Origin of the sequence: Dehalobacter sp. TBBPA1 (assembly GCF_040931655.1) — a bacterium.
GTDB lineage: Bacteria > Bacillota > Desulfitobacteriia > Desulfitobacteriales > Syntrophobotulaceae > Dehalobacter > Dehalobacter restrictus.
This window is the reverse complement of sequence record NZ_CP162385.1, coordinates 2,898,310-2,924,775: the sequence shown is the minus strand read 5'-3', so window position 1 is coordinate 2,924,775 and position 26,466 is coordinate 2,898,310. Positions and strand designations below refer to the sequence as shown.

The 26,466-nt window shown below is 46.6% G+C and carries 30 protein-coding genes and 2 pseudogenes; 30 read left to right on the top strand and 2 right to left on the bottom strand.

Annotation, left to right across the window (positions count from 1 at the left end):
- Positions 1-37: 37 nt before the first annotated feature.
- The 22 genes and pseudogenes from AB3489_RS14290 to AB3489_RS14185 all read left to right on the top strand — a co-directional run bounded on the left by AB3489_RS14290 (position 38) and on the right by AB3489_RS14185 (position 17,218).
- A complete protein-coding gene (locus AB3489_RS14290) occupies positions 38-916 on the top strand; it encodes a DUF1385 domain-containing protein (protein ID WP_019225003.1) in 879 nt (292 codons plus the stop codon).
- Between the two features lie 27 nt (positions 917-943).
- Complete coding sequence (prfA, locus tag AB3489_RS14285; RefSeq protein WP_019225002.1) at positions 944-2,011, top strand: peptide chain release factor 1; 1,068 nt, start codon at positions 944-946, stop codon at positions 2,009-2,011.
- Between the two features lie 32 nt (positions 2,012-2,043).
- On the top strand, positions 2,044-2,922 hold the full coding sequence (gene prmC / locus AB3489_RS14280; RefSeq protein WP_368293398.1) for a peptide chain release factor N(5)-glutamine methyltransferase: 879 nt from the start codon (positions 2,044-2,046) through the stop codon (positions 2,920-2,922).
- Between the two features lie 58 nt (positions 2,923-2,980).
- The gene (locus AB3489_RS14275; RefSeq protein ID WP_019225000.1) at positions 2,981-4,099 is read left to right on the top strand and encodes an L-threonylcarbamoyladenylate synthase; all 1,119 of its coding nucleotides are present in this window, start codon (positions 2,981-2,983) and stop codon (positions 4,097-4,099) included.
- Positions 4,090-4,638, top strand: a complete 549-nt coding sequence (locus tag AB3489_RS14270; protein WP_015044925.1) for a manganese efflux pump — start codon at positions 4,090-4,092, stop codon at positions 4,636-4,638. Before AB3489_RS14275 ends, AB3489_RS14270 begins: the two co-directional genes overlap by 10 nt.
- A gap of 51 nt (positions 4,639-4,689) precedes the next feature.
- On the top strand, positions 4,690-5,130 hold the full coding sequence (locus tag AB3489_RS14265) for a low molecular weight protein arginine phosphatase (RefSeq protein WP_025206219.1): 441 nt from the start codon (positions 4,690-4,692) through the stop codon (positions 5,128-5,130).
- Between the two features lie 58 nt (positions 5,131-5,188).
- Complete coding sequence (gene rpiB / locus AB3489_RS14260) at positions 5,189-5,632, top strand: ribose 5-phosphate isomerase B (RefSeq protein WP_368293397.1); 444 nt, start codon at positions 5,189-5,191, stop codon at positions 5,630-5,632.
- Positions 5,633-5,684: 52 nt separating this feature from the next.
- Positions 5,685-6,248 carry a TIGR01440 family protein gene (locus tag AB3489_RS14255; protein ID WP_368293396.1) on the top strand — a complete coding sequence of 188 codons (564 nt, stop codon included), beginning with the start codon at positions 5,685-5,687 and terminating at the stop codon, positions 6,246-6,248.
- A 118-nt stretch (positions 6,249-6,366) separates the two neighbouring features.
- Positions 6,367-7,614: a serine hydroxymethyltransferase gene (gene glyA / locus AB3489_RS14250; RefSeq protein WP_019224996.1), complete on the top strand. Its 1,248-nt coding sequence runs from the start codon at positions 6,367-6,369 to the stop codon at positions 7,612-7,614.
- Positions 7,615-7,621: 7 nt separating this feature from the next.
- Positions 7,622-7,717 (top strand): annotated as a pseudogene (locus AB3489_RS14245) (uracil phosphoribosyltransferase); the annotation flags it as partial.
- Between the two features lie 158 nt (positions 7,718-7,875).
- Positions 7,876-8,331 (top strand): cytidine/deoxycytidylate deaminase family protein, encoded by a 456-nt coding sequence (locus tag AB3489_RS14240; protein ID WP_368293395.1) that lies wholly within the window; start codon positions 7,876-7,878, stop codon positions 8,329-8,331.
- A gap of 435 nt (positions 8,332-8,766) precedes the next feature.
- Entirely contained in the window at positions 8,767-9,924 is a 1,158-nt protein-coding gene (gene wecB / locus AB3489_RS14235; RefSeq protein ID WP_368293394.1) for a non-hydrolyzing UDP-N-acetylglucosamine 2-epimerase, read from the top strand.
- A 201-nt stretch (positions 9,925-10,125) separates the two neighbouring features.
- A complete protein-coding gene (locus tag AB3489_RS14230) occupies positions 10,126-10,356 on the top strand; it encodes an AtpZ/AtpI family protein (RefSeq protein WP_019224993.1) in 231 nt (76 codons plus the stop codon).
- Positions 10,357-10,372: 16 nt separating this feature from the next.
- Positions 10,373-10,714: an ATP synthase subunit I gene (locus AB3489_RS14225; protein WP_242836980.1), complete on the top strand. Its 342-nt coding sequence runs from the start codon at positions 10,373-10,375 to the stop codon at positions 10,712-10,714.
- Positions 10,715-11,476 carry a F0F1 ATP synthase subunit A gene (gene atpB, locus AB3489_RS14220; protein ID WP_019224991.1) on the top strand — a complete coding sequence of 254 codons (762 nt, stop codon included), beginning with the start codon at positions 10,715-10,717 and terminating at the stop codon, positions 11,474-11,476.
- Positions 11,477-11,558: 82 nt separating this feature from the next.
- Positions 11,559-11,792, top strand: a complete 234-nt coding sequence (atpE, locus tag AB3489_RS14215) for a F0F1 ATP synthase subunit C (protein WP_015044915.1) — start codon at positions 11,559-11,561, stop codon at positions 11,790-11,792.
- A gap of 83 nt (positions 11,793-11,875) precedes the next feature.
- On the top strand, positions 11,876-12,433 hold the full coding sequence (gene atpF, locus AB3489_RS14210; RefSeq protein WP_019224990.1) for a F0F1 ATP synthase subunit B: 558 nt from the start codon (positions 11,876-11,878) through the stop codon (positions 12,431-12,433).
- On the top strand, positions 12,427-12,999 hold the full coding sequence (locus tag AB3489_RS14205) for a F0F1 ATP synthase subunit delta (protein WP_368293392.1): 573 nt from the start codon (positions 12,427-12,429) through the stop codon (positions 12,997-12,999). The genes atpF and AB3489_RS14205 overlap by 7 nt, the downstream gene beginning before the upstream one ends.
- 4 nt (positions 13,000-13,003) lie before the next feature.
- Positions 13,004-14,506, top strand: coding sequence for a F0F1 ATP synthase subunit alpha (gene atpA, locus AB3489_RS14200; protein ID WP_368293391.1), 1,503 nt, complete (start codon positions 13,004-13,006; stop codon positions 14,504-14,506).
- A gap of 18 nt (positions 14,507-14,524) precedes the next feature.
- Complete coding sequence (atpG, locus tag AB3489_RS14195) at positions 14,525-15,373, top strand: ATP synthase F1 subunit gamma (protein WP_019224987.1); 849 nt, start codon at positions 14,525-14,527, stop codon at positions 15,371-15,373.
- Between the two features lie 37 nt (positions 15,374-15,410).
- Positions 15,411-16,814, top strand: coding sequence for a F0F1 ATP synthase subunit beta (atpD, locus tag AB3489_RS14190; protein ID WP_019224986.1), 1,404 nt, complete (start codon positions 15,411-15,413; stop codon positions 16,812-16,814).
- A gap of 2 nt (positions 16,815-16,816) precedes the next feature.
- Positions 16,817-17,218, top strand: coding sequence for a F0F1 ATP synthase subunit epsilon (locus tag AB3489_RS14185; protein ID WP_368293390.1), 402 nt, complete (start codon positions 16,817-16,819; stop codon positions 17,216-17,218).
- Positions 17,219-17,307: 89 nt separating this feature from the next.
- On the opposite strand, the gene AB3489_RS14180 is transcribed toward AB3489_RS14185, so the two are convergent.
- Positions 17,308-17,610, bottom strand: a complete 303-nt coding sequence (locus tag AB3489_RS14180; RefSeq protein ID WP_368293389.1) for a metal-sensing transcriptional repressor — start codon at positions 17,608-17,610, stop codon at positions 17,308-17,310.
- A 218-nt stretch (positions 17,611-17,828) separates the two neighbouring features.
- On the opposite strand from AB3489_RS14180, the gene AB3489_RS14175 reads away from it, so the two are divergent.
- The 7 genes and pseudogenes from AB3489_RS14175 (at position 17,829) to AB3489_RS14145 (ending at position 23,886) form a co-directional block, all read left to right on the top strand.
- Positions 17,829-18,461, top strand: a complete 633-nt coding sequence (locus AB3489_RS14175; protein ID WP_368293388.1) for a hypothetical protein — start codon at positions 17,829-17,831, stop codon at positions 18,459-18,461.
- A 188-nt stretch (positions 18,462-18,649) separates the two neighbouring features.
- Positions 18,650-19,900, top strand: a complete 1,251-nt coding sequence (gene murA / locus AB3489_RS14170; RefSeq protein WP_019224982.1) for a UDP-N-acetylglucosamine 1-carboxyvinyltransferase — start codon at positions 18,650-18,652, stop codon at positions 19,898-19,900.
- A 78-nt stretch (positions 19,901-19,978) separates the two neighbouring features.
- Entirely contained in the window at positions 19,979-20,914 is a 936-nt protein-coding gene (gene spoIID, locus AB3489_RS14165; RefSeq protein WP_368293387.1) for a stage II sporulation protein D, read from the top strand.
- Between the two features lie 3 nt (positions 20,915-20,917).
- A pseudogene (locus tag AB3489_RS14160) lies at positions 20,918-21,325 on the top strand (dehalogenase); the annotation flags it as partial.
- A 344-nt stretch (positions 21,326-21,669) separates the two neighbouring features.
- On the top strand, positions 21,670-21,924 hold the full coding sequence (spoIIID, locus tag AB3489_RS14155) for a sporulation transcriptional regulator SpoIIID (RefSeq protein WP_015044900.1): 255 nt from the start codon (positions 21,670-21,672) through the stop codon (positions 21,922-21,924).
- Between the two features lie 223 nt (positions 21,925-22,147).
- Positions 22,148-23,137 carry a rod shape-determining protein MreB gene (gene mreB, locus AB3489_RS14150; RefSeq protein ID WP_368293386.1) on the top strand — a complete coding sequence of 330 codons (990 nt, stop codon included), beginning with the start codon at positions 22,148-22,150 and terminating at the stop codon, positions 23,135-23,137.
- Between the two features lie 17 nt (positions 23,138-23,154).
- Positions 23,155-23,886 carry a WecB/TagA/CpsF family glycosyltransferase gene (locus AB3489_RS14145; RefSeq protein WP_368293385.1) on the top strand — a complete coding sequence of 244 codons (732 nt, stop codon included), beginning with the start codon at positions 23,155-23,157 and terminating at the stop codon, positions 23,884-23,886.
- A gap of 117 nt (positions 23,887-24,003) precedes the next feature.
- On the opposite strand, the gene AB3489_RS14140 is transcribed toward AB3489_RS14145, so the two are convergent.
- Complete coding sequence (locus AB3489_RS14140) at positions 24,004-25,125, bottom strand: glycosyltransferase (RefSeq protein WP_368293384.1); 1,122 nt, start codon at positions 25,123-25,125, stop codon at positions 24,004-24,006.
- Positions 25,126-25,262: 137 nt separating this feature from the next.
- Between AB3489_RS14140 and AB3489_RS14135 the strand changes: the two genes are divergently transcribed.
- On the top strand, positions 25,263-26,450 hold the full coding sequence (locus tag AB3489_RS14135) for an O-antigen ligase family protein (RefSeq protein ID WP_368293383.1): 1,188 nt from the start codon (positions 25,263-25,265) through the stop codon (positions 26,448-26,450).
- Positions 26,451-26,466: the final 16 nt, after the last annotated feature.

The following is a 26,466-nucleotide window of genomic DNA, read 5'->3' as shown; positions in this document are numbered from 1 at the left end:
CTGCTTTTCGGTTATTAGGCCTTGGAGGTTTGAAATTATGGAAAAACCTGTTCAATATGGAGGGCAAGCGCTGATTGAAGGCGTAATGATGCGTGGGCCGCGGGCGATTGCGATGGCCGTTCGCTTGCAGAACGGAGAAATTGAAGTAACGACCCAAGATATTCATCCCTGGTCTCAGAAGCCAGTTCTTAAATTGCCGATCATTCGGGGTTTTGTTGCACTGCTTGAATCTTTGGTAATCGGAACCAAAGCTTTGATGTTTTCCGCCGACCGCGCTGTCGGCGAAGAAGAAGGAGAGGAGCTTGGCTTTTGGGCGATGGTGTTAACAATCGTTATTGCCTTTGCTGCCGGACTCCTGTTATTTGTCGGAATACCGACAGCTTCCGCTCATTTATTGACAGATATTTTTCCGGGTACCGTACTGCAAAATATTGTCGAAGGCCTCATTCGTCTTATTGTGTTATTTCTATATATCCTTCTGATATCTAGATTAAAGGATATTCAGAGGGTATTTCAATACCATGGGGCAGAACATAAAGCAATATTTGCGCATGAAGCTGGCGTGGAACTGAATCCGGAAAACATCCGGAAATACTCCAGACTGCATCCCCGGTGCGGGACGAGCTTCTTGCTTATTGTTGTTGTCGTCAGTATCTTTGTTTTTGCCTTTTTGGGCGTGGATCCTCTGTGGTGGCGTATCGTTTCCCGAATCATCCTGATGCCGCTGGTAGCCGGAATTTCGTACGAGCTTTTAAAGCTGTCAGGGAGATTTTCCAAATCGGTATTTTTAAAGTGGATCATTGTTCCCGGCCTTCTGCTGCAGAAACTTACGACCAGGGAACCGGACGACTCCCAACTTGAGGTTGCGATTGCTGCGCTTAACGGGGTACTCGCGACTGGACAGGAACTTTCATAATAAAATTCATTTGGGAGAGGTTAAAACATGCTAAACAGGCTCGAAGAGATTGAAAAAAAATATGACGACCTGACAGAGCTCCTGGCCAAGCCGGAGATCATCGCCAATCAGGCTGATTTTCAGAAATATGCCAAAAGCCAGTCAGCGCTTACAGATACAGTCGCAGTATTTCGGGAATATAAAGAAATAAACCGGCAGATCGAGGATCTTAAAGTTCTGCTTGCCGAGGAACGCGATCCGGAAATGAGAGAGATGGCCGAGGCCGAACAGGATGAATTAACAAAGAGCAAAAAGAAGCTGGAGGAGGATTTGAAAATCTTGCTCCTGCCGAAGGATGCGAATGATGAGAAAAACGTCATTATGGAGATCAGAGCCGGTGCCGGTGGAGATGAAGCGGCTTTGTTTGCAGGTGATTTATACAAGATGTATACAAAATATGCCGAAAGTCAGAACTGGAAGACCGAACCCTTAAGTGCCAGTTTCACGGATATTGGAGGCTTTAAAGAAATTATTTTTATGATCGAAGGACAGGGTGCTTATAGCAGACTTAAATATGAAAGCGGTGTTCACCGTGTTCAGCGGATTCCTGCGACCGAATCCGGCGGCAGGATCCATACGTCGACCGTGACGGTTGCCGTACTGCCTGAGGCCGAGGAAGTCGATGTTGCGATTAACCCGAACGATATCAGGATCGATATTTTTTGTTCCAGCGGTCCTGGCGGTCAATCTGTAAATACGACACAGTCGGCAGTCCGCATTACCCACTTGCCGACGGGGATCGTGGTCTCCTGCCAGGATGAAAAATCCCAGCACAAGAATAAGGATAAAGCTTTAAAAGTGCTCAGAGCCAGGCTCTTAGAGAAAGCCCAGGAAGCAGCAGCCGGCGAGATTGCCCAAGAACGTAAAAGCCAGGTAGGGACAGGTGACCGCAGTGAGCGCATCCGAACCTACAACTATCCTCAGGGCAGGGTTTCCGATCATCGTATCGGGCTTACGCTGCATAAACTGGACAGCATTTTGTTGGGTGACATCGAAGAAATTATTACGGCATTGATTTCAGCCGATCATGCCGAAAAACTCAAAGCTTCGGTCTAATGGAAAAGGATGAAACCAGGAGTTTACCAGGTATGACAGATAGACTTGATGCTCATCAGCCAATGGAGCTGCTGCGGCAAGGTGCGCAGTATTTAGCGCAGTGCGGGGTACCTGACGCCCGGGCGGAGGCGGATCTTATCCTGGCCTTTGTGCTTAAAACGACCAGAGACAAACTATATGCCGAGTGTGACAGGGTAGTCGCTTCTCCGGAAAGAGAGATCTATAATGATTTTCTGAAACGACGTGGTCAGAGGGAACCGCTTGCTTATCTGCTTAAGACCCGTGAATTTATGGGTCTTGATTTCTTTGTGGACCCAAGCGTTCTGATCCCGAGACCAGAAACGGAACTTCTAGTTGAGAAAGTCCTGGAATTGGGCAAGAATATGGGTAGAGAACGAGAAAATTCGGAAATTCCTTCGAAGGTTCTTGATCTTTGCACAGGCAGTGGGGCAATTGCCGTTGCTGTGGCCTATTATTGGAAGCAGGCGGCCGTTGTCGCTGTTGATGTGTCTTCTGAAGCGTTGACTGTCGCCAAAATTAATGCGGCCAATATGAACGTGAATATTGATTTTCGTCAGGGAGATCTCTTTGCACCGGTGCAGGGAGAAAAATTTAGCCTGATTGTTTCCAATCCTCCGTACGTCTCAGAACATGAAATTCTGAAGTGTCCGCCAGAAGTTAGGAAAGAGCCTGTCTTAGCTCTGCTGGCTGGAAAAGATGGCCTCGATTTTTACCGGAGGATTGCTATGAACGCAACAGAATTCTTGAGCCATGAGGGAATAATCCTGGTGGAAATCGGGTATTCCCAGGGAACCCGGGTTCGGGAATTATTTACGGCCGCCGGATATCAAACCGAATTGTTTTCTGATTACGCTGGTCTGGATAGAATAGTCCTGGCCCGCAAGGAATAGTATTTCGTTAATAACCGGTTGGAAACCGCCGTTTGTATAAGGCCACGAAGGAGCTGTCATGGAGACAAAAAGAATTCGGCTGAGGTCGGACAGCATCATACAGGATAAAGAATTGCAGGAAGCAGCAGCTTTGCTCCGACAGGGTGAAGTCGTGGCATTTCCTACCGAGACCGTTTATGGGCTTGGCGCCAATGCGCTGGACAGCGAAGCCTGTGCTAAAATATATGCGGTAAAAGGACGACCTTCGGATAATCCGCTGATTGTTCATGTTGCTGCCTTGGACGAAGCACAGCAGCTTGTCCGTGTTTGGCCGCCGCAGGCTGAAGTCTGCGCGCGGAATTTCTGGCCAGGACCTTTAACGCTGGTACTGCCCAAGAGAGCGCATATTCCGGAAATCGTCAGCGGAGGACTGGACACGGTGGCGGTCAGAATGCCGAGTCACCCTGTTGCCCTGGCCCTGATTGAAGCAGCGGGTTGTCCATTGGCCGCGCCGAGTGCGAATATATCGGGAAAGCCCAGTCCGACCAATGCGGAGCATGTTTGGCGGGATCTGAAAGGGAAGATTCCGTTGCTGATTGATGCCGGATCTTGTACAGTGGGCCTTGAATCGACTGTGCTTGATTTGACCGGGGAACTACCAACGATTTTGCGCCCGGGAGGAATTACGCTTGAACAGCTTCGGGCAGTGCTGGGGAAGGTCGAACTGGACCGCAGTGCTGATCAAGGACAACCGACCGTAGAGCCCAGGTCGCCTGGTATGAAATATAGACATTACGCACCGGAAGGTGAAATCATTTTATTCAGTGGTAGTACCTCTGAAAAAGCTGAAAAAATGACGAAATATCTGAGGAACAAAAACAACGCGGTAAGGACTGCAGTACTGTGTTTGGAAGAAACGGTCGCCAGACTGACCGGAGATACGGCCGGCAAGGCCGATATGATATTTACACTTGGTTCCAGGAATAATCTTGACTCAGCTGCCAGCCGTCTGTTTGAAGGACTGAGACTGTGTGACGAGCAAAACATCGACACCATTCTGGCGGAGGAGATTGCAGAAGAAGGAATAGGACTTGCATTTATGAACCGTTTGAAGAAAGCAGCTGGCAAAAAAAATTTTGGTCCAGGGAGCAGGTATCCCAATCTGACCGAAACTAAGGAGGAAAACACTTGGAATTAATATGGATTATAGCGGTATCGATAGCACTAGGGATGGATGCCTTTTCCTTCTCGCTTGCTTTAGGAATGATTGGGATCGACAATAAAATAGCGCTGCGGTTGAGTGCTGTCGTGGCAGTGTTTCATGTTTTCATGCCGCTTTTGGGTTTGTGGATTGGACAGAAACTTGGATTGCTGTTTGGCAATGTTGCAGTTGGGATTGGAGCTGTCATTTTACTCTGGCTTGGCAGTAAAATGATTCTGGGAGCCATTCGGGGATCGGGAGAAAAAAATATCCCGAGTTTAAAAGGATTCGGAATCTTCGTTTTGGCAGGAAGCGTCAGCCTTGACGCGCTGAGTGTCGGATTTTCTCTGGGTACGTTTGTCAGTATGATCCTGCCGGCGACCCTAATCATGGGTTTTACCGCAGGCATCATGACAGGAGGCGGCATTCTTCTTGGTCGAAGAATCGGGACCTGGGCCGGCAGCAAAGCGGAAGCCGTCGGTGGCGGCATCTTGTTTCTGATTGGCCTGAGAATGGCCTTCGGTCTTGTTTTCTAAGTTAATTGAATTTTAATTTACTAGTCCGGAAAAGAGGGTATAATGATATCTATGAAAATCTTGTTTGTTTGCACAGGAAATACATGCCGCAGTCCGATGGCAGAAGGTCTTGCCCGCTTATATTTTCCGGAAGGGTATGAGCTTTTTTCGGCCGGTATTCAGGCTTTGGATGGCGATCCTGTCAGCCCGTATGCAGGGGAGATTCTCCAGAAAAAGGGAATTGATGCCCGGCGGCATCGGGCGGTCAGGCTGCAAAAAGATACGCTCGCTGCTGCTGATCTGATCCTGACAATGACCAAAGCTCAGAAAAAAGTATTGTTCGGTATTTATCCGGAATATCAGGATAAAATCATGCAACTCGGAGAATGGGCTGGTTTGGATAAAGAAATTTCCGACCCATGGCTGGGATCTCTGGAAACATACAGGTTCTGTGCGGAAGAAATTGAAGAAATGATCAAAGCCGGAGTACGGCGGTATCGAGGGAATAGTTAGCCCTGTAAATGCTAGATAAAAAAATGATGATAAAAACTACGGAGTTCAGGAGGCAGAAATGAAAATTGCATTGGGTGCAGATCATGCAGGATATCAGCTTAAGGAGTGCATCAAAGAATTTCTTGCGGAAAAAGGCCACGAGATTCTAGATTGCGGTACAGACAGCGACATTTCCGTTGATTATCCGGAGTATGGCTTCAATGTCGGGAAAGCAGTGATCGAAAATAAAGCGGATTCAGGAATCGTGGTCTGCGGCACCGGAATAGGGATTTCCATTGCAGCCAATAAAGTCAAGGGAATCCGGGCTGCCCTTTGTACCGACAGTTATATGGCCAAGATGGCGAGGCAGCATAATAACGCCAATATCTTAGCACTCGGAGCAAGAGTAATTGGTCAGGGCGTTGCGCTGGATATTGTCGAGACTTTTTTGACAACATCCTTCAGCGGGTGGAAACATGCCAGAAGAGTAGATATGATCAGCGGTTTTGAACAGCGATCTTAATTTTTTAGGCTGAGGATACTGGCCCAAAAAATAAGAAAGGCGTGAGGGTACTATGACAGATAAGAAGGAAATGCTTCGGCAAATCAAAGATGAGTGGGAGCATATTCTTCAGGCATTTGAGGATACAGCTGGACTAACGCCTGGACAGCTGCTGGTTGTAGGCTGCAGCACGAGTGAGATTATCGGGGAGAAGATTGGCAAAGCCGGTAGCAAAGAAGTGGCTGATATTCTGTTCGAACCACTTCGGAGATGGGCGGACAAGCTTGGGATTTTTCTGGCGATTCAATGCTGTGAGCATTTAAACCGAGTGCTTATCGTGGAAAGAAAGGCGGCGGACAGGCTGAATTTTGAACCCGTCGTGGTGATACCGTCGCTTTCAGCAGGCGGGGCAATGTCCCTGACTGCCTGGGGGAATTTTTCCGATCCCGTTGCTGTCGAACAGGTTAGGGCTGATGCCGGGATCGATATCGGAGACACGTTGATTGGTATGCATCTTCGTCCGGTCGCCGTTCCGCTAAGGATTGGTGTCCGAAACCTCGGTGCGGCTCATCTTAACCTTGCCAAAACGCGGCCGAAATATGTCGGCGGCCCGAGAGCTTCTTATCCCTGCGACTGAGGAGGCCAGGACAGAAGTTTATATGGCAGCATATGCTAAACAGAATAATTCTAAGGTTGACAAGATACCAGAAAAGGAAACGATATCCTAGTTATTTATGATAGAGGTGGATATTCAGATGGATTACATTCGGAAATATTTAGCGTCCCAGGACCCTGAGGCAGCAAAAGCCATAGAGCTGGAAGAAAACAGACAGGAAAATAAAATTGAACTCATTGCTTCGGAAAACTTTGTCAGCAGGGCAGTTATGGCTGCTCAGGGTTCGGTCCTGACAAACAAATACGCTGAAGGATATCCGGGAAAGCGTTATTACGGCGGATGCGAGTATGTTGATATTGTTGAAAATCTGGCCAGGGAAAGGGTCAAAAAACTGTTTAATGCGGAACACGCTAATGTTCAGCCCCATTCAGGAGCACAGGCCAATACAGCAGTTTATTTTGCCATGCTGAATCCTGGGGACACGGTTCTGGGCATGAACTTGTCGCATGGAGGGCATCTTACACACGGGAGTCAGGTCAACATCTCGGGAAAGTATTTCAATTTTATTGAATATGGCGTTGATAAGGAAACAGAACGGATCGATTACGACAATCTGCATAAACTGGCGCTTGCCCATAAACCAAAGATGATTGTCGGCGGAGCGAGTGCTTACCCTCGCCAGATCGATTTTAAACGGATCAGAGAAATCGCCGATGAAGTTGGCGCTTACGTGATGATTGATATGGCGCATATTGCAGGTCTGGTAGCAGTCGGTCTTCATCCGAGCCCCATTCCCTATGCGCATTTTGTAACCAGCACAACCCATAAGACCTTAAGGGGGCCAAGAGGCGGGCTTATTCTCTGTAAAGAGGAATTCGGGCCAAAGATCGATAAAGCGATATTCCCCGGAATTCAGGGTGGCCCGCTGATGCATGTGATTGCAGCCAAGGCCGTTGCTTTCGGTGAAGCTCTTCAGCCGGGATTTGTTGAATACCAGCAGCAGATTTTGCAAAATGCCCGGGCATTAGCCAAAGGATTTCTGGCAAGAGGATTTCGTTTGGTTTCAGGCGGTACGGACAACCATTTGCTGCTGCTGGATGTCAGACGCAAGGGGCTGACAGGCAAAGAAGCTGAAACACGGCTGGACAGTGTCGGCATTACCGTGAATAAAAATACGATCCCGTTTGATCCTCAGGGGGCCAATGTAACGAGCGGTATACGGATCGGTTCGCCTGCGGTCACGACCAGAGGGTTGAAGGAAGCCGAGATGGATCTGATCACTGAGGCGATTGACCTGACGCTGACTGCCGGCAGTGATGCTTCAAGAATTGCCCGGGCCGAAGCGATTGTCAAAGATATTTGCGGAAGATTTCCTTTGTATAAGTAACCTAACCTACGTTACGGCTATTGATCAATGCTTAAACGAATCCACCTATATCGTTCCAGGAGTCGGAGATGCTGGGGACAGACTGTTTGGAACAAAAGAATAAACAACAGAGAAGAAACAGAAAATGAACAGAAAAAGATCCTAACAGATATAATGACAGCAGAGTCTGGCACGAGTATACTAAAAATAGAGAATTATCTTAGCAGACAAAAATTCAATGTACTTTTTGGCGAAGGAAAGCGGAATGCGGGGAGTAGTGTGATGAAAAATCAAACCAGGCCAGCGTGGGACGAATATTTCCTTGATCTTGCCCAGCTGGTGGCCAGGCGGTCAACCTGCTTAAGGCGCAATTATGGCGCAGTGATTGTCAAAGACAATATTATTGTTAGCACAGGTTACAACGGCGCTGCCAGAGGGGAACCCAACTGCATTGACATCGGGGAATGTGTCAGGGAACGGTATAATGTTCCCAAAGGGGAAAGATATGAGTTGTGTATGGCGGTTCACGCTGAACAAAATGCGATTATTGCCGGTGATCCCGTAAAAATGCAGGGAGCCACAATTTACATATCCGGTTATGAATTTAATGGGGAACAAGCATCGGGGGAACCCTGTCTGCTGTGCCGGAGAATGATTAAAAATGCAATGATCAAACGGGTTGCTTATCTTGATGAAAACGGTAAAAAAAAGAATATTCGCTTCGAAACAAGCGAGTAATAAACCATGGGATGATGGAGCTGTATGCGAATAGTTCACACAAACTATTTGCATCATTTTTTTACGCTCAGTTATTTACTCCATATTAGGTATCCATACCACGATTCCAGCATCAAGCGTAGCATGGCGACGGGACAGGAGGCGTGAAGGCGTTTAGATAGCCTTCACCGGGTCAAATAATCACGGATGACATGGCAATGTTGACAAGGAACGTGGCGCACGACGGCCAAGGATGGCCTAGTGCCATGGTGCCATGAGTAGCTTGGAGCATTCTGAAAAATAAGTAGATATATCCCTAGTAATCAACAAAATAAGGACAATCGTGTATATAGTTGTATATATTTGCGAAAAATGCCTTGGGCGTGTATAATATTTAAGATTAAAGGTCTTTGCGGTCAACGCCTTCAGGCATTGCCCAACAGTGGGGGAAATATTGTGGAATTGAAGCAAAGAAATTATAAGGTCATGACTGTATTTGGAACCAGACCTGAGGCTATTAAGATGGCACCTGTCGTAAAAGCATTAGAAAAGCGGGACGACGTTGACAGCCTGGTTGTTGTTACTGCCCAGCATCGTGAGATGCTGGATCAGGTTGTTAAACTCTTTGATATTGTACCTGATTATGATCTTGATTTAATGAAGCATGGACAGACTCTTGCCACCCTTACCACTGGAGTGCTGACAGGAATAGCTGAGATATTGATCAAGGAAAAACCGAATTTGATCTTGGTACAAGGGGATACTACAACTACTTTTGCATCAGCCCTAACAGCTTTTTATCATAAGATCCCGATCGGCCATATCGAGGCTGGTTTGCGAACTGGCCAGAAATATTCTCCCTGGCCGGAGGAAATCAATCGGAAACTTACCAGCGGTTTAGCAGACCTGCATTTTGCACCCACCGAAGTATCGAGAAGGAATCTGCTGCGCGAAGGGGTCGACCCGGAGAATATATTTGTTACAGGCAACACAGTAATCGATGCCTTATTAAGTACCGTTAAGCCGGAATATCAGTTTGCGGATATAGACTTAAACAGGATTCTAGAAGCAAATAAAGATAAACGAATGATCCTAATGACAACGCACCGCCGGGAGAATTGGGGAGAACCCATGCGGCAGATCTATCAGGCGCTGGAAACAGTCCTGCGGGAATTTCCGGATACCTATGTTATATTCCCGATGCATAAGAACCCTACGGTCAGGAAAGTAGTCACGGAGGTCTTAGGCGGCAATGAAAAGGTCCATTTAATTGAACCTTTGGATTACGAACCGTTTGTAAATCTAATGGCGAAGGCCTATCTGATCCTGTCAGACTCCGGGGGGATCCAAGAAGAGGCTCCTTCACTGGGCAAGCCCGTTCTAGTGGTCAGGGATACGACTGAACGGCCTGAAGCTGTCGATTCAGGAACCGTATTGCTGGTTGGGACACAATACAATAAAGTCGTTGAGAGCATTCAGCAGCTGTTAACCGACCAGGATGCTTATGAAAAAATGTCTCAAGCGACAAATCCATACGGGGACGGCAGATCAAGCGCAAGAATCACCCAAATTATTATTGAAAAATTTTCTGATCAAAAGATTTTCAGCATCTGATCACGATCACAAGAATTTCTTAATAAAATGAAAAATAATTAAAAAAAATGCAAAATGAAAACTCATGATTATGTGAAGGAACGATCAATCCTGATTCTATGCGGTATTTGACGGCAAGTGCAATTGGCATAAATCTTGCAATACATATTAGGATGTCATATTATGTTGTCTACGAAAAACCAAAAGATTTGAGGGAACCAGATGGCTGACAAATTTGCAGGTGATGTTGTCAAGTATATGCTATGGGGATCATCAAGTGCCTCTGCTCTTGTTGGCTTGGAAGTAGGAGGATATTTTTTCGGAAATTATTTGGACACTCGTTTTGGCACTGACCCTTTATTTAAGGCAGTTTTGATGATTCTAGGCATTTTGTTCAGTATATTATCTCTAATATTAATTTATTTAAAGTTAGGTAAAACGGATGGAAAATAGCAGGTTTATTCAGATCTTGACGGTTATTCTTTGCATCACTGTTTTAATCGTAATATGGCGAACAGAATTTTATCCCCTTGTCGGTTTATTGATCGGCTATTACACGGGCATAATTAATGTTAAGTGGCTACTTAGGGATGCTCGAAAAGCAATGGACAAAGATAAGAAAGCAGCCCTAAAAACATACTACAAAAGCTTAGTATTCAGGTTGGTAATCATTACATTGGTATTTGCTATTACCGCAAGGTTCCAACCGGAATGGCTTTATTATGTGGCTATAGGAATGATGATTGGTATTGTTATCCCTATAATTGTAGCAAGACATCAACTAAGGAAAATGAAAGGTGGTGAAAATTAAATGCATGATACCGTACTATGGGTATTGGGAAATGGCACTGTGCATGCGAAGACACTGATTATGACTTGGGTCACGATGATACTTCTTTTGGGTTTTGTCTTTCTTTGTAAGCGCAATCTGACAAGTGGAACGCCCGGAAAACTTCAAAATCTTTTGGAATGGATCATTGATTTTGTCAGGGGCCTTATCTCTGATAATATGAACTATAAAAAAGGATCGTCATTGCTCGGGTATCTTCTTTCACTTATTTTGTTTGTATTTTTTGCGAACATGATTGGCTTGATTCCCAATATATTTGCACCCTTACTCGATCACGTACACTTTGCTAGAATCAATGAGATGTTTGGCGGAGCAATTTTCAGTGCGCGAACAACAACGTTTTCGTCGCCGACAGCAGATGTTAATACGACCTTTGCGTTGTCTACAATAACGATTGTTTTAGTATTGGTCTATGGACTCAAATATAAAGGTGCGCACTATTTCAAACACTTTCTTGAACCCTATCCGCCTTTTGCGATCCTTCATATTATTGACTTTGTCGCCAAGCCTTTGACCTTAGCTTTCCGGCTATTCGGCAATATTTATGCTGGAGAAATCCTGATTGCAGTCATTCTCATGATCCCGGGTATATTTGCCTTTGGCGGAGTTATTCCGATGCCATTCTGGCTTGTTTTCTGCGTATTTATCGCAGTAATCCAATCCTATGTTTTTACAATATTAACGGTGGCCTATGTCGGCCAAGCTATCGAAGAGTCTCACTAACAACGGTATTATTTCAGAGCTAAAAAGAAGCAATCTGAAATCAATAAATACAAAATGAATTAATTTAAGGAGGAAATTTAATATGGATATCACTGCTGCTGCGTTGATAGGTACTGGTATTGCTGCCGCGGGTGCGGCCATTGGAGCTGCTATGGGTAATGGAAACGTTGTTGCCAGCACAATTGATGGAATTGCACGTCAACCTGAAGCCAGAGGAACTTTAATGAGCACCATGTTTATTGGTATTGCGCTGGTTGAGATTCTTCCCCTCTTGTCCATCATCATGGCTCTGTTAATGTTCTTTACGAAGTCCTGAGGTGTACTTCAGTAAAATGCAACAATTGAATGACGTTAATGTATTAATCTACTGCTCAAAATAGAGAGGAGGGGGAATATCGCTTGAATCCCTTCGTAATAGGTTTTACCAATTCGATTGCCTCAGCGGCTGCTGGTCCTACGACAAATAGCCCGTTACATTTTGACTACACATATTTTGTTCAGCTTCTTTCATTTTTGCTTTTAGTTTGGATCCTGAAAAAGTTTGCTTGGACACCAATCATGAATATGATGGAAAAACGCCGTCAGGGTATTGAAAATAACCTGGCCCAAGCCGAACAGGAGAGAAAAGAAGCTGAAAGAATCCGGCTGGAATACCAACAGGAAATGCGTCAAGCCCGTCAGCAAGCTCAGGAAATTATTGAGAAGGCTACCAAGAGCAGCGAGCTGCGTGCGGAAGAAATTATCCTGGAAGCCCGTAAGGAAACCGAAAAGCTCAAACAGTCGGCCTTGGCCGACATTGGACGGGAACGCGACAGGGCAATTGCTGATGTTAAAGCTCAGGTAGCCGATATGTCTGTAGCCGTTGCTGAAAAAATCATTCGCCACAAACTGGATATCACGGGTCAGGAAGCTCTCATTGAACAATTTATTCAAGAGGTAGGGGATCGGCCATGTTAAACGGCGCTCTCGCACATCGCTATGCGCAGGCTCTTTTTGAATTAGCTATTGAGATGTCTGTCCTCGATCAAATCGATAAAGAGCTGCATGATTTGGCGGAAATTGTAGCCCAAAATAGTGAGCTGAAAGTTTTGCTGAACCATCCCAATATTGAAGCAGAAACCAAAAAGAAGGTCCTGGCGAAGATACTTGATGACACTGTTTCTGACATGACCAGTCATTTTGTTTATCTGTTGATTGATCGCAGGAGACAGAATCTCCTCAGCCTGGTTCAGCGTGAATTTGCACGTCTGGCCAATGAAGCACGCAACTTAATCGAAGCAAAAGTTACCAGTGCCACAGCACTGACTCCGGCGCAAGAGGAAAAACTCAAAGAAATGATTGCCAGATCTACTGGCAAGAATGTTCGTTTACTTTCCGAAGTAAATCCGACATTGATCGGTGGAGCCAAACTTCAAGTGGGAGATCGAGTGATGGATGGCTCAATTACAACCGCATTGTCTAAAATACGTGATGAATTGAAAAAAACATCGTTAAAACCTCAGCAGGAAGTAGGGGTGAACTAAAAGGATGAATTTACGTCCCGAAGAAATTAGCTCTATTATTAAACAGCAAATCGAGCGTTATGAATCAGCCCTCGAAGTCGTTGATGTTGGTACCGTTATCCAGGTAGGTGATGGTATTGCGCGTGTTTATGGCTTGGAGAAGGCGATGTCCGGTGAGCTTCTGGAGTTCCCTGGCGGTATATATGGAATGGCCATGAACCTGGAAGAGGACAACATCGGCTGCGTTATCCTGGGACCTTATGCTGCGATTAAAGAAGGCGACCAGGTCAAGCGTACCGGCAGGATCGTGGAAGTACCGGTAGGAGAAAGCTTAATTGGCCGCGTTGTCAACGTTCTTGGACAACCTGTCGATGGCAAAGGGGAGATCGTTCCAGCCGGATATCGTCCGATAGAATCAGATGCTCCCGGTGTAGTCGACAGAAAAAGAGTAAATGAACCGCTGCAGACCGGTCTGAAGTCGATTGACTCCATGGTGCCAATCGGCCGCGGACAACGTGAGCTGATTATTGGTGACCGCCAGACAGGTAAGACCGCGCTGGCCGTAGACACCATTATTAATCAAAAAGGACAGAATTGTATCTGTATTTATGTGGCTATCGGTCAGAAACAGTCGACCGTAGCCAGTGTTGTGAAGAAGCTGGAAGAGCATGGCGCGATGGAATATTCGATCGTTGTCATGGCGACAGCTTCCGACCCGGCTCCGATGCTTTATATTGCACCGTATTCTGGTTGTGCGATTGGCGAGTATTTTCGGGACAAAGGTCAGCATGTTCTGGTGGTCTATGATGATCTGTCCAAACAGGCGGTTGCTTATCGCGAACTGTCGCTCTTGTTGAAACGTCCGCCCGGACGTGAAGCTTATCCCGGCGACGTTTTCTATCTCCATTCCCGTTTGCTGGAACGTGCGGCTAAGCTGTCCCCAGAAAAGGGAAGCGGCTCACTGACAGCGCTGCCGATCATTGAGACTCAGGCCGGTGACGTTTCTGCGTATATCCCGACGAACGTTATTTCCATCACCGACGGTCAGATATTCTTGGAATCAGACCTGTTCTTTTCCGGTTTCCGTCCTGCCATTAACGTCGGTATCTCGGTATCGCGCGTTGGAGGAGACGCTCAGATCAAGGCCATGAAACAGGTAGCCGGTCAGCTCCGTCTGGATCTGGCAGCTTATCGCGAATTAGCGGCTTTTGCCCAATTTGGATCTGATCTGGACAAAGCGACTCAAGCCAGACTTAACCGCGGCCAAAAAACCATGGAGATCCTGAAGCAGGGACAATATCAGCCGATGCCGGTCGAAGAGCAGATCATCGTCATCTTCGCGGCGACTAAAGGTTATATCGATGATGTCCCAATGGAAAGAATGAAAGAATTCGAACAGGAACTTCTCCGCTTCATGCGTACGACTCAGATCCCTGAGAAAATCCGTACGGAGAAAGCTCTTTCCAACGAGCTCATGAAAGAAATCGGCGATGCCATCAATGAGTTCAAGCAAGGCTTTTTAGCTTAGAAAGAGTAGGTGAATGAAGTGGCAGGAGTACGCGATATTCGCAGACGGATCCGTAGTGTAGCCAATATGCAGCAGATTACCAAAGCCATGAAGATGGTAGCTGCCGCCAAATTACGGAAGTCTCAGGAAAAAGTCATCGCTTCCCGCCCATATGCCAAACAGCTTCAGAGTGTCCTAGCCCGTCTTGTTCAGAACCAGGCGGAGGCAAGGCATCCGCTTCTGGAAAAACGTCCGGTGGAGAAAGTGGGATATATCCTCGTAACGTCAGACCGAGGTCTGTGCGGAGGGTTTAATACCAACTTGAATCGTATGACCAGGAGTCTGCTTGATGAAAAGACGGACGTTCAAGCCGGTTTGGTAGCAGTAGGCCGGAAAGGCATTGATTTTTTTACCAGACGTAATATTGAAATCATTACACAGTTTACTGGATTGGGCGATAGCCCCAATTATAGCCAAGCCAAAGGCATTGCTAAAGATGTCATTGGGTTATATACCCGCGGCGAATTAGATGAGGTTTACCTCGTTTATTCCAAATTCATTTCGGTTCTGTCTCAGGAACCAACCGCTATCAAATTACTGCCGATTGAACCATCCGCAGAAAAGGCCAGTGGCAGCTATATCTTCGAGCCTGAACCCCAGCAAATGTTGGATAAATTACTCCCCAGCTATGTTGAAAGTCAGATTTTCAGTGCCCTCCTGGAAAGCAAGGCGAGTGAAATGGGGGCAAAAATGACGGCGATGGATTCAGCAACGGAAAATGCCAAAGAAATGATTGGCAAGTTGACTTTAATGATGAACAGAGCCCGTCAGGCAGCGATTACCAAGGAAATTTCTGAAATTGTAGGGGGAGCTGCGGCTCTGGAGTAGCTGCTTTTCGTACCTTATCAAAGGAGGTTGCAAGCTTGTGTCAAAAATAGGTAAAGTAATTCAAGTCATGGGTCCGGTTGTTGACATCGAATTTGATTCCGATGCCTTGCCGGAAATTTATAGTGCGATTGTCATTCAAAACGAAGTAAAGAACTCCAAACTGACTTTGGAAGTTGCCCAGCATCTAGGCAACGACACCGTGCGTTGTATTGCGATGTCGTCCACCGACGGTCTGACCAGGGGTGTAGAAGCCGTGAACACCGGTGCACCGATCACTGTCAGCGTCGGTACTGAAACATTGGGGAGAATGTTCAATGTCTTGGGAGAACCAATCGACAATCTACCCGATGTGAACACGGAACTAAAATTCCCGATTCATCGTAAAGCACCACCGTTTGTCGATCAGGAAACCACAGATACGATGCTGGAAACAGGGATTAAAGTAGTCGATCTGCTGGCACCATATGCTAAAGGCGGTAAGATTGGTCTGTTCGGCGGTGCCGGCGTAGGCAAGACCGTTCTGATCCAGGAGCTCATTAATAATATCGCAACCCAGCACGGCGGTATTTCCGTATTTGCCGGCGTTGGTGAACGTACCCGTGAAGGGAATGACCTCTGGAATGAAATGAAGGAATCCGGCGTTATTAACAAGATGACCATGGTGTTCGGTCAGATGAACGAACCCCCCGGTGCCCGCTTAAGAGTAGGACTGACCGGTCTTACCCAGGCTGAATTTTTCCGTGATGAACAGGGACAGGACGTGCTCCTCTTCGTCGATAACATTTTCCGCTTTACCCAAGCCGGATCTGAGGTGTCCGCACTCTTGGGCCGTATGCCGTCGGCGGTAGGCTATCAGCCGACCCTGGCTACGGAAATGGGCAACCTGCAGGAACGCATCACTTCAACGAAGAAAGGTTCCATCACCTCCGTTCAGGCTATTTATGTGCCGGCGGATGACTTGACGGACCCCGCACCGGCTACGGCCTTTGCGCATTTGGATGCCAAAACGGTTCTTTCCCGTTCGATTTCTGAAATGGGTATTTACCCGGCGGTGGACCCGCTGGATTCCAGTTCCCAGATCATGACCCCGGACATCGTTGGCCAGGAGCATTACGAAGTTGCCCGCGAAGTGCAGAAGATCCTGCAGCGTTATAAAGAGCTTCAGGATATTATTGCGATTCTTGGTATGGACGAGCTCAGCGAAGATGACAAACTTCTTGTTAACCGAGCCCGCCGCATTCAGATTTTCCTTTCCCAGCCGTTTAGTGTAGCCGAGGCCTTCACCGGCATGAAAGGCAAATACGTACCGGTCAAAGATACGATTCGGAGCTTTAAAGAAATCTGCGAAGGTAAGCACGATAGTCTGCCTGAAGAAGCGTTCCGGTATGTCGGAACGATCGAAGAGGCGGTTGAAAAAGCGAAACAGTTGGGAGCTGTATAACCATGGCTGGAACGTTTAACTTTGTTGTCGTGGCACCTGCCGGCGAAGTTCTGAATACGGAAGTTGAATTTATCCTGGCACCCGGAGCGGAAGGAGAACTCGGTATCTTAGCCAACCATTCTCCACTCATTGCCAACCTGGTAATCGGGGTCGTCCGCTATACGCAAAACGGCAAAGTGGAAAAAATGGCAATTGGCGGCGGATTTTTGGAAGTTGTCCAGAACAAGGCAACGATCCTGGCTGACACCGCCGAGCTTGCGGAATCCATCGACGTCGCGAGAGCAGAGGCGGCCAAAGAGCGCGCTGAAAAACGCCTCGGTGAAAAACAGGCCGAGACGGACATCATCCGAGCGGAGGTTGCCTTGAAAAGAGCTGTCACTAGGCTCAGAGCGACAGAAAAATAGCCTTGGGTTCAAAAGTAAAAAGGATGCAGCGATCATATTGCTGCATCCTTTTCTTATCTTGTCTTATCTGGTCATAATCTATTCCGCATTTATTTTAGAAATTTGTCAATAGCATCATTCAGTTTGTCGATGACTTCGGTATTGTTTTCCTCATAAGCATGAACCAAACAGTGATTGATATGGTCACTCAAGATGACTTTACCGGTATTGTTAAGTGCGGAGCGGACAGCCGACAGTTGTATCAGTATTTCACTGCAGTCTACTTCATCGTCAACCATTCTCTTTATGCCTTCCAGATGGCCGATTACTCTGGCCAAGCGATTTAAGACATTTTTCTTGTTTGGATGGGAATGGGCATGGAGATGCTCATTCTCAAGGCTGTTGTTTTCCATTGGAGTGGCTCCCTTCTGATGAGTACCTGTCAGAAAATTGATATATAACATTTTACCATGAAAAGGCTTCTGGCAACATAGCTAGAAGAATCTAAAAAATCTAAAAAAATCTCTTATGTTTTGGGAATCTCCACTTTGGTCAAACTATTAATAGTTGATGACATTTGAATTAAAGACAGGAATGACAACTAAAAATCAGTAAGCTGGAGTGAGAGAGCGTGTCTGGAAAAAAGACCTTGCTTTGTTTGTTCATATCCCTGACCATTATCGTCTTATCAGGATCAGCAGCCGGGATTGCCAGTAGCATTAAAGCCCAAAGCAATCCTGACAGAAATCTTGTGCTGCTTCTTCATTCGGGACTTGCATCTTGCCAAAATGCCCGGGTAAAATATATTATCTGGACGGAAGATAGCAGCAGTCAGAAGGAAATAGAAAATGTTTTGCAGTCAAGCGGCTTGCTGTGGAATAAAGCTGTCCTGAGCGACTTTGCCAACAGAACGGCCTATCAGTACAGCGCAGAGCTGGAAATTAATCAAGACCAGGAAAGTGATGTTCTCAACACGTATGAAGTACTGAACCTTCGATTATCCAGCCGGGAAACAAAAGTATACCTTGAAGAAAGCGTTGATCAGGAAATTGATATCCAACGTTATTTTAAAATGAACATTGTCAGCATTATTCAACAAACGGATATTCCATCGCTGTATGCTCTGTCCGGTTATACCTGGGGATCAGGCCAGGGTATTAAAGCCGGGAAGGATACAATCAATATACAGGCGGTGACCAGAAAATCCGGAGATAATGGTGGAAGGACTGTACTTGCGCTGCCGGCACTCCTCGAGGAAGTATAGTATACAATAACTTTAAGGTTGACATAGTACGAATAAGTTTTCTTTCCTGCTTGCAGGAAAACAGACCGGTAGAAAAGAACTATTACTGTTGAAATGGAAAACCGGATATGGGATGATTAATACTGGATTGTTTGGACCGGATCATGATATAATCGTAGTTTAGAAATAGGTCAGGAGATGACAATAATTTGAGCAAATTTGTTGTGACAGGCGGAAGAGAACTGGAAGGGAAAGTGGATGTCAGCGGGGCAAAGAACGCCATATTACCGATCATTGCAGCAAGTCTGCTGACTTCAGATAAGATTATTTTGGAGGAAGCCCCCGATCTGCTCGACGTTCAAGTCATGGGGCAGGTTATCGAATCTCTGGGGGGAAAGGTTAAAAGAAAGAACAAGAAATTACATATTGAAAACAGGGATATCGAAAACATAGAGGCTCCTTACGATCTTATATCCAAAATGCGAGCATCCATATTTATTATGGGTCCTTTGCTTGCTCGCAAGGGCAGAATCAGGATTTCTCATCCCGGTGGATGCGCAATCGGGTCCAGACCGATCAACTGGCATATTAAAGGTTTGGAGCTGCTGGGAGCCCAGGTCCGTATGGATAATGGTTTTTTGGACGTTTCGGCCTCCAGACTGAAAGCGGCAAGAATATATCTGGATTTTCCGAGCGTTGGAGCAACCGAGAATATCATGATGGCTGCAGTAAACGCTGAGGGTACGACCATTGTTGAGAATGCTGCTCAGGAACCCGAAATTGTTGATCTCGCCAATTTTATCAATGAAATGGGTGGTAAAATCCGCGGCGCAGGCACAAATATCATTAACATTGAAGGGGTCAAAGAACTTCATGGAACCACGCATACGATTATACCGGACAGGATCGAAGCAGGAACATACATCTTGATGGCTGCGGCCTGCGGCGGTGAAGTCTTGGTGCGGAACGTCATCCCTGTCCACTTGACTTCGCTTTTGGCCAAACTTGATGAAGCCGGCGTGGTATATAAAGAGGAAGATGACGGCATAAGAGTCATTGGCAAAGGGAACTATCATGCCGTAGACATTAAGACCCAAGTGCATCCGGGGTTTTCAACCGATTTGCAGGCGCCGATCATGGCGATGCTTACACGGGCCCATGGGACTTCAATGGTTACAGAGACCGTTTTTGAAAACAGATTCATGCATGTCGAAGAACTGAAAAGAATGGGCGCAGATATCCGGATTGAGGGCAGAAGTGCGATTGTCCAGGGAGTGGAAAACCTTCATCCCGCTACCGTAAGTGCGAGTGATTTGCGGGCCGGAGCGGGCCTTGTTCTGGCAGCACTGACGGCCAATGGCACCTCGGAAATCAGAGAGATCCATCATATTGAAAGAGGTTATGAATACCTTGAAGTTAAATTAAGGGGTATTGGTGCCAATATCACGAAAGAAGAATAACCGACTTCGTTTGTATCATATCGCTGCCCTCCTGTGCATACAAATAGGATATGCTTGTACTGCGCAGGAGGCCAAAACGTGAGTAAAAGAATGAAAACAATAACGGCCGCTGTCATGGCCGTTATCTTTTTTGTAGGAATACTGCCCGTGCTTATCAGTTGGTTTGGGGGTGGAGACCAGGACGATCCGGGAATACCGGTAAGGGTTAAACTGGCAGACGGCCAGATCAGAGCAATACCCATAGAGGAATACCTGGTCGGGGTAGTTGCAGCCGAAATGCCTGCCCAGTTTGAAGCAGAGGCGTTAAAGGCCCAGGCTGTTGCCGCCAGGACCTATGTACTGAAAAGGATGGAATCCGCTGCGGGCAGCGACTTTGATGTGGACACCACTGTCAATACGCAGGCCTGGAATACCAATGAAGAAATGCGGACAAAATGGGGAATCATCAACTACTGGAAATACCAGCGCAAAATTGCAGATGCGGTTAAAGCTACACGGGGGAAGGTTGTTACGTATCAGGGAAAAATGATTAATGCGTTTTTCTACAGCAGCTGCGGCCGGAAAAAGACTGAGCTGGCTGGAGACGTTTGGAGTACTGATCTGGATTATCTCAAAAATGTGCCGTCCGGCGAAAGTGATTCACTACGGTTCGTCAAACATCAGATCTTTCAGTGTGCTGAATTTTACCAGCTTCTTGGTTTCACCCAGATCCCGGAAAAGTTTTCGGACAGCGATGTCATCTTGATTGAAAGGACGAAAGCCGGACGGGTAAAGACACTGGCTGTCAGAAACAAAGTTTTCAAGGGAACGGAACTGCGGAGCAAGCTTCAGCTTTCCTCAACCGATTTTGAATGGGAGACCAGCGGAACAGAAATTGAGTTTGTTACGTACGGCAAAGGACACGGAGTCGGAATGTCACAATACGGGGCCAATGACCTGGCTCTAAAAGGCGAATCGTACATGGAAATCCTGGGACATTATTATCAAGGGACAAAACTTGAAAAGATTTACTGATACCGGACCGGAGACTGCACAGTTCATCCCCGTTTGGGATTCAGACACAAAGTGGATGCCGTCACTACCGATTTGCTGCTAGCTCCGGATAAACCAATAGATCTCGGGCTTCTGGACTTCTGCAGGATCTGCAAAAAATGTGCTGAAAATTGCCCAAGCCCAAGCAATTACCCTGGACGCGGATCAATCGAGCATAACGGTTACCTTCGCGGGAATGGTGATATGAAGAAGTGTACTATATTCAGGGCAACCAACGAAGATGGTGTTTTCTACGGGCGTTGCATGAAGGTCTATCCGTGGAACTCGAAAGAGGATTCCTGGTTCCACGAAGCAGGAATTTATATTGGAAGCCATGGCGAGGCTTCTACCAAATTCCTTAAGTCAATTGATGATATGTTTGAATATGGAACAATTTTCAGCGGTAAATAAATTTCTACCGCTGGAATTCTTTTTCCATTGAACACTGTTAAAAAAGATTCTATGCGGTCGGTTGCTCGGAATCTCAGGTCAAAATAGTAAATGGTGCAATACCAAAGGCATAAATACCTTCTTGTTTAATGCTTTTCTCAAAGATCAGAAGCAGGGGAAGACCATACTGAAAGGCCATAGCGGGCTTGATTTAGGAAAAAGGCGGCCTGCCTGCAAATCAGTGTACATTATTTACCAGTAAGGGACATCCTCTTTAGGATGTCTTTTTCATTTGTACCAGCATATAAATGAACTAAAACATTGCAGGTACAAAGGGGAGAGGGAGAGTGCAGGAACATATCAAAAGAAGAGCTTTGGACATTGGCAACTATATTATAGAATCGAGCTGTACAGTGCGGCAGACCGCGCAAATATTTGGGGTATCCAAGTCGACGGTACATAAAGATGTAACGGAAAGATTGCCGTTGATTAACAAACGACTTTCCTCTCAGGTCAAGCATGTCCTTGAAAGCAATAAAGCCGAGAGGCATATTCGGGGAGGAGAAGCAACCAAGAAGAAATATATGCATACGGAGGATTAGCTCCTAAAAGACAGACAGAAAATATAGGTCGCAAAAAACGGAAAGAAAGAGGAAAACATAAAATTACATCGAATAATATGAGCAAAGTTATAAAAAGAATCTCCCCTCCAGGGAGATTCAATTTTGGCTGCCGCCCGGCATGTAAAAGCTTGGCGTCTGCCAGGTTTTTCTTATTTTCATGGGACAAGCCAATAGAATCGTGAAGTGAAAGGGGCAGCACCTGATGTTTGGGACTGATCTTGGGATCGATTTAGGCACGGCGAGTGTTCTGGTCTATGCACAAGGCAGGGGTATCGTTTTGCACGAGCCTTCGGTCGTTGCGATTGATAAGAACACAGGTAGAAGAATTGCGGTCGGTGAAGAGGCCAGAATGATGCTTGGCAGGACTCCCGGAAGCATTATGGTCATCAGGCCGATGAGGGATGGCGTCATTGCAGATTATCAGACCACCGAAATCATGCTGAAATATTTACTCAAAAAAGCGGGAATAAAAAACTGGCCTTTTTTAAAAAATAGAGTTGTTGTCTGTATACCGTCCGGAGTCACCGAAGTTGAAGAAAGGGCTGTAAAACAAGCCGCTATGAAAGCCGGTGCCGGACAGGTCAAAGTAATTGAGGAACCTTATGCAGCTGCCCTGGGGGCCGGTATGGACATATACGGACCCGAAGGAAACATGGTCGTCGATATCGGCGGTGGAACGACAGATATTGCAGTAATCAGCCTGGGAGGGGTCGTAACCAAAAAAAGCATCCGCATGGGCGGGGATAAACTGGATGAATCGATTATCAGGTTTATTCGCAGAGAATTCAATTTGATGATCGGAGAAAGAACGGCGGAAGATATCAAGATCAAAGTCGGCTGCGCCGTTCAGGAAGGAAAAGCAGACGACGCGGAGATCGATGTCAGAGGAAGAGATCTCATCACCGGACTCCCGAAGACCATCACGGTAGATTCAAAAATGACGTATAAAGCGATGGAAGAATCGCTGGAAGTGATTGTAGCCGGAGTTAAAGATGTTTTAGAGCGTACACCGCCGGAACTTGCTGCGGATATTATGAACAGGGGAATCGTACTTACCGGCGGAGGATCGATGGTAAATTCCCTGGATCTGAGGATTTCTAAGGAGACGGGACTCATTGTGACCCTTGCCGATCATCCGATTTCCTGTGTCGCTTTAGGGACAGGCAAAGTCCTTAAAAACAGTTTCAAGTGAGAATCCCGGGGACAAAAATGAAACAATTGGAAATATTGGGAACGCGTATTGATCCGGCTAGTTTGCAGGACTGCCTTGAAACTATCAAAAATACGATTTTGCTGGGGCAGCAACTCCGGATTGTGACCGCAAATCCCGAATTAATTTACAAAGCTGAACATGACGCCAATCTCCTAGCAGTCATCAATTCAGCCGGTCTTGTCGTACCGGATGGGGTCGGCGTAGTTTGGGCTGCCCAGAAACTTGGCCGTCCAGTCAAAGAAAGAGTAACCGGCATCGACCTGACAGCAGGGATTTTAAGGGAAAGCAACCGTCACGGATGGAGAGTATTTCTGTTGGGCGCGAAGCCGGGCATTGCAGAAAAAGTTATTCGGCAGCAGAGCCTGCGGTACCCGGGGATAGCGTTGGCGTGTCATCATGGTTTTTTTACGCAGGCAGAAGAGCCGGAGGTCATCCGGCAGATCCGTCACTTTGCACCGGATATTCTTTTGGTTGGCTTGGGTGCCCCCAAACAGGAATACTGGAATCATGAACACGCAGGGCTGGCTAAAGTAAGTATGGGTATCGGGGGGTCATTCGACGTACTGTCCGGAGAAGTGAAACGTGCCCCCGGGGCATTTCGGGAATCCGGACTGGAATGGCTTTACCGGCTGATCAGCGAACCGGGCCGGATAAAAAGGCAAGTTGTACTTCCACTGTACCTTCTAAGGGTTCTGAAACAGAAATATTTCCCGGAATCTGATAAATAAAAACGGTTCATATCGGTTAATCTTGACCGGATGATTCTAATAGGGAATAATTCTAATCGATTAGGAAAATAACTCACTCAGATAATATACGAAGCTAAGTGACCGTTTACAGCGCACTTAGCTTATTATTTTTTCATAAAAAGTTATTGTATCCTGAACCATTTTTTCAATGGAAAACAGGCTGGCCTTTTGCCTAGCCCTGGCAGTCATTTCGGCAGAAAAAGCCCTGTCCTTGAGCACCTTGCTGCAGGCCAGCGCCATCGCCGCAGGGTCAGCCGGGGGAACGAGCAGGGCTTCCTTGTGGTCTTCCAGAAGTTCAGGGATCCCGCCGACCTTGGAAGCTATAATCGGGATTCCGGCTTGAGCGGCTTCCAGTAAAACTAGTCCCATTCCTTCGCTCAGAGAAGGAAATATAAACAGATCCATTGCCGGCAGGGCCTGCCAGGCTGAAGGCAGGTAGCCGGTCAGCGTAAATGAAAGTCCGGAAAGCTTCAGTTGTTCGGTCAGTTGATTATGAAGAGGACCTTCACCAATGATGAGCAGATGAAGGTCAGGGATTTCCGCAGTCAGCAGTTTCATCGCTTCAATCAGGTAAAACTGCCCTTTCACCGGGTGCAGACGACCAATCGTTCCGATGACAAGACAATGATCCGGGATTGACCATTGTTCACGGAAGGCTTTGAGCATTTGGTCTGGTTGAGTGAATGAAAATATTTCACTACCGTTATAGATCACGTTCACCGGCAAAGTTAATCCTTTCCTGTTCAGTCGGATGGCAGCGGATTGGCTGAGACTGACGGATACCGCAATAATGCCGGCAGACCAGTGCAGGGTGAGATTATCGACCCAGAGAGAAATCCTGCCTTTGAGGGAAGACGGATAATCGTATTCCGGCAGGCTGTGGATGGTTGAAATGCAGGGGATCTTGGTGAGTCTCGCGACGGTCCGCCCCAGAAGGTTAGCCCTTGTGCCATGGGCATGGATTAACGCAATCTTATGTTTGCGGCAGAAAGCAATAATGGTAGGCAAAGGGGAGAGGTCAAAAGGGAACTGCATGGGGAATATTTCAGACGGGATGCCGAAAGACTGTGCGCATGGTGCCAGCGCGGAGCCCTTGGTCAGACAACCCAGAAAAGGATTTACGCTTTGCCTGTCCAGATTTTTCAGGAGATTCAGAACGTTCTGCTCAGCCCCTCCGATCTCGCCGCCTCCAATCAGATGAAGAACATTAATCGACATAGATTGCCTCCTCCAAAGCCTTTGGCATAATATTTCTCTGCTGTTATAAATATGATAAAGAAATATGATTGGACTTGCAAGTCCTGCGGAGGATTAAGGTGAATTATGGGAGGACAGAAAATTTCCTAAGTGTGTTTATGTTTTTGGGTATGATATGCCACGGGATTTTTTTTATCCGAGAGTGGCTTGTCCTGGGTGCTGTCTTGATATTCTACACGATTGCTCACTGGAAACAAGTTTGTCTTACAACTATCGCCGCCAAAAAAAAATTTCGGAATCCGGTGAGCATTTTTTTGCTGCTGAGCCTTTTTTCGCTGGTGGGACTATTCAGTCCAGTCAGGGCAATTGATGGCTGGCTGGAAGCGTTCCGCTGGCTGGTATATTTATCTGCCTATTTGTGGGGAATACAGCTGGCGGCTGCCGGGGGGGCAAATAGGTTTTTAAACAGAATGATATGGTTGACAATTTTGGCGGTGGTACTGTCCTGGCTGCCCGGAAGTGAGAATATCTGGCTGCCGCCTGGCCCGCCGGAAGAAGGGCGCTATGCCTTCTGTTTCGGATATCCGAATTCTGCTGCAGCTTTTCTTGGGTGCCAATTAATGGTAATATTGATAAAAAGGGAATTTAACCCATTTTTCTTGCTGCTGCTGGGAATAAGTATCCTATCCACTGGATCAAGGGCTTCGATGCTGCTGCTTTTGTTGTTTATCCCGATTCTATTGCTAAAAAAAAGAGCTTTAACTCAAAAGAATATTATAAATATGGATAGCATCAGAACTGTAACCGAAAAGCGTTTTCAGGCGTCAGTCAGAATAATACTTCTTGCTTGTTTGATCATTGTCCTATACCCTGCAGTTTCGAGTATACAGGTGCCATTCAGTCATTTATGTTCTTGGACGGATACCAGCATGGCGGAAAGAATTACGTATTATGCTGATAGTATCCGGCTTGCCAGAGATGCATATTTTCTGCCGCGGGCGGGAGGATGGCTCGGTTTTCCCTTTATTCAGACCACACCTTATTGGACATTGGATACCCATTCTTCATTTTGCCGGGTGCTTTTAAATCAGGGGATCATTGCTCTTTTGTTATTAATGCTTTGGGCACGGCAAGGATTCAGGAGTTTTGTCCAGGATCTTTGGAATGGAGATGACCTTGGAACGATCTGTACGAAAGCAGCAGCTCTATTTTTGGGACTGCACAGCCTGATTGATGTGGATATGTCTTTTGGGATTGTCGGCATCTTATTCTGGCTGCTGGTCGGGCTGAATACCGGGGAAAAAGCAGAAAATCAGGACAAGATCAGAACCGCCTTGCTTAGCTGAAGCATATGATAGAAAT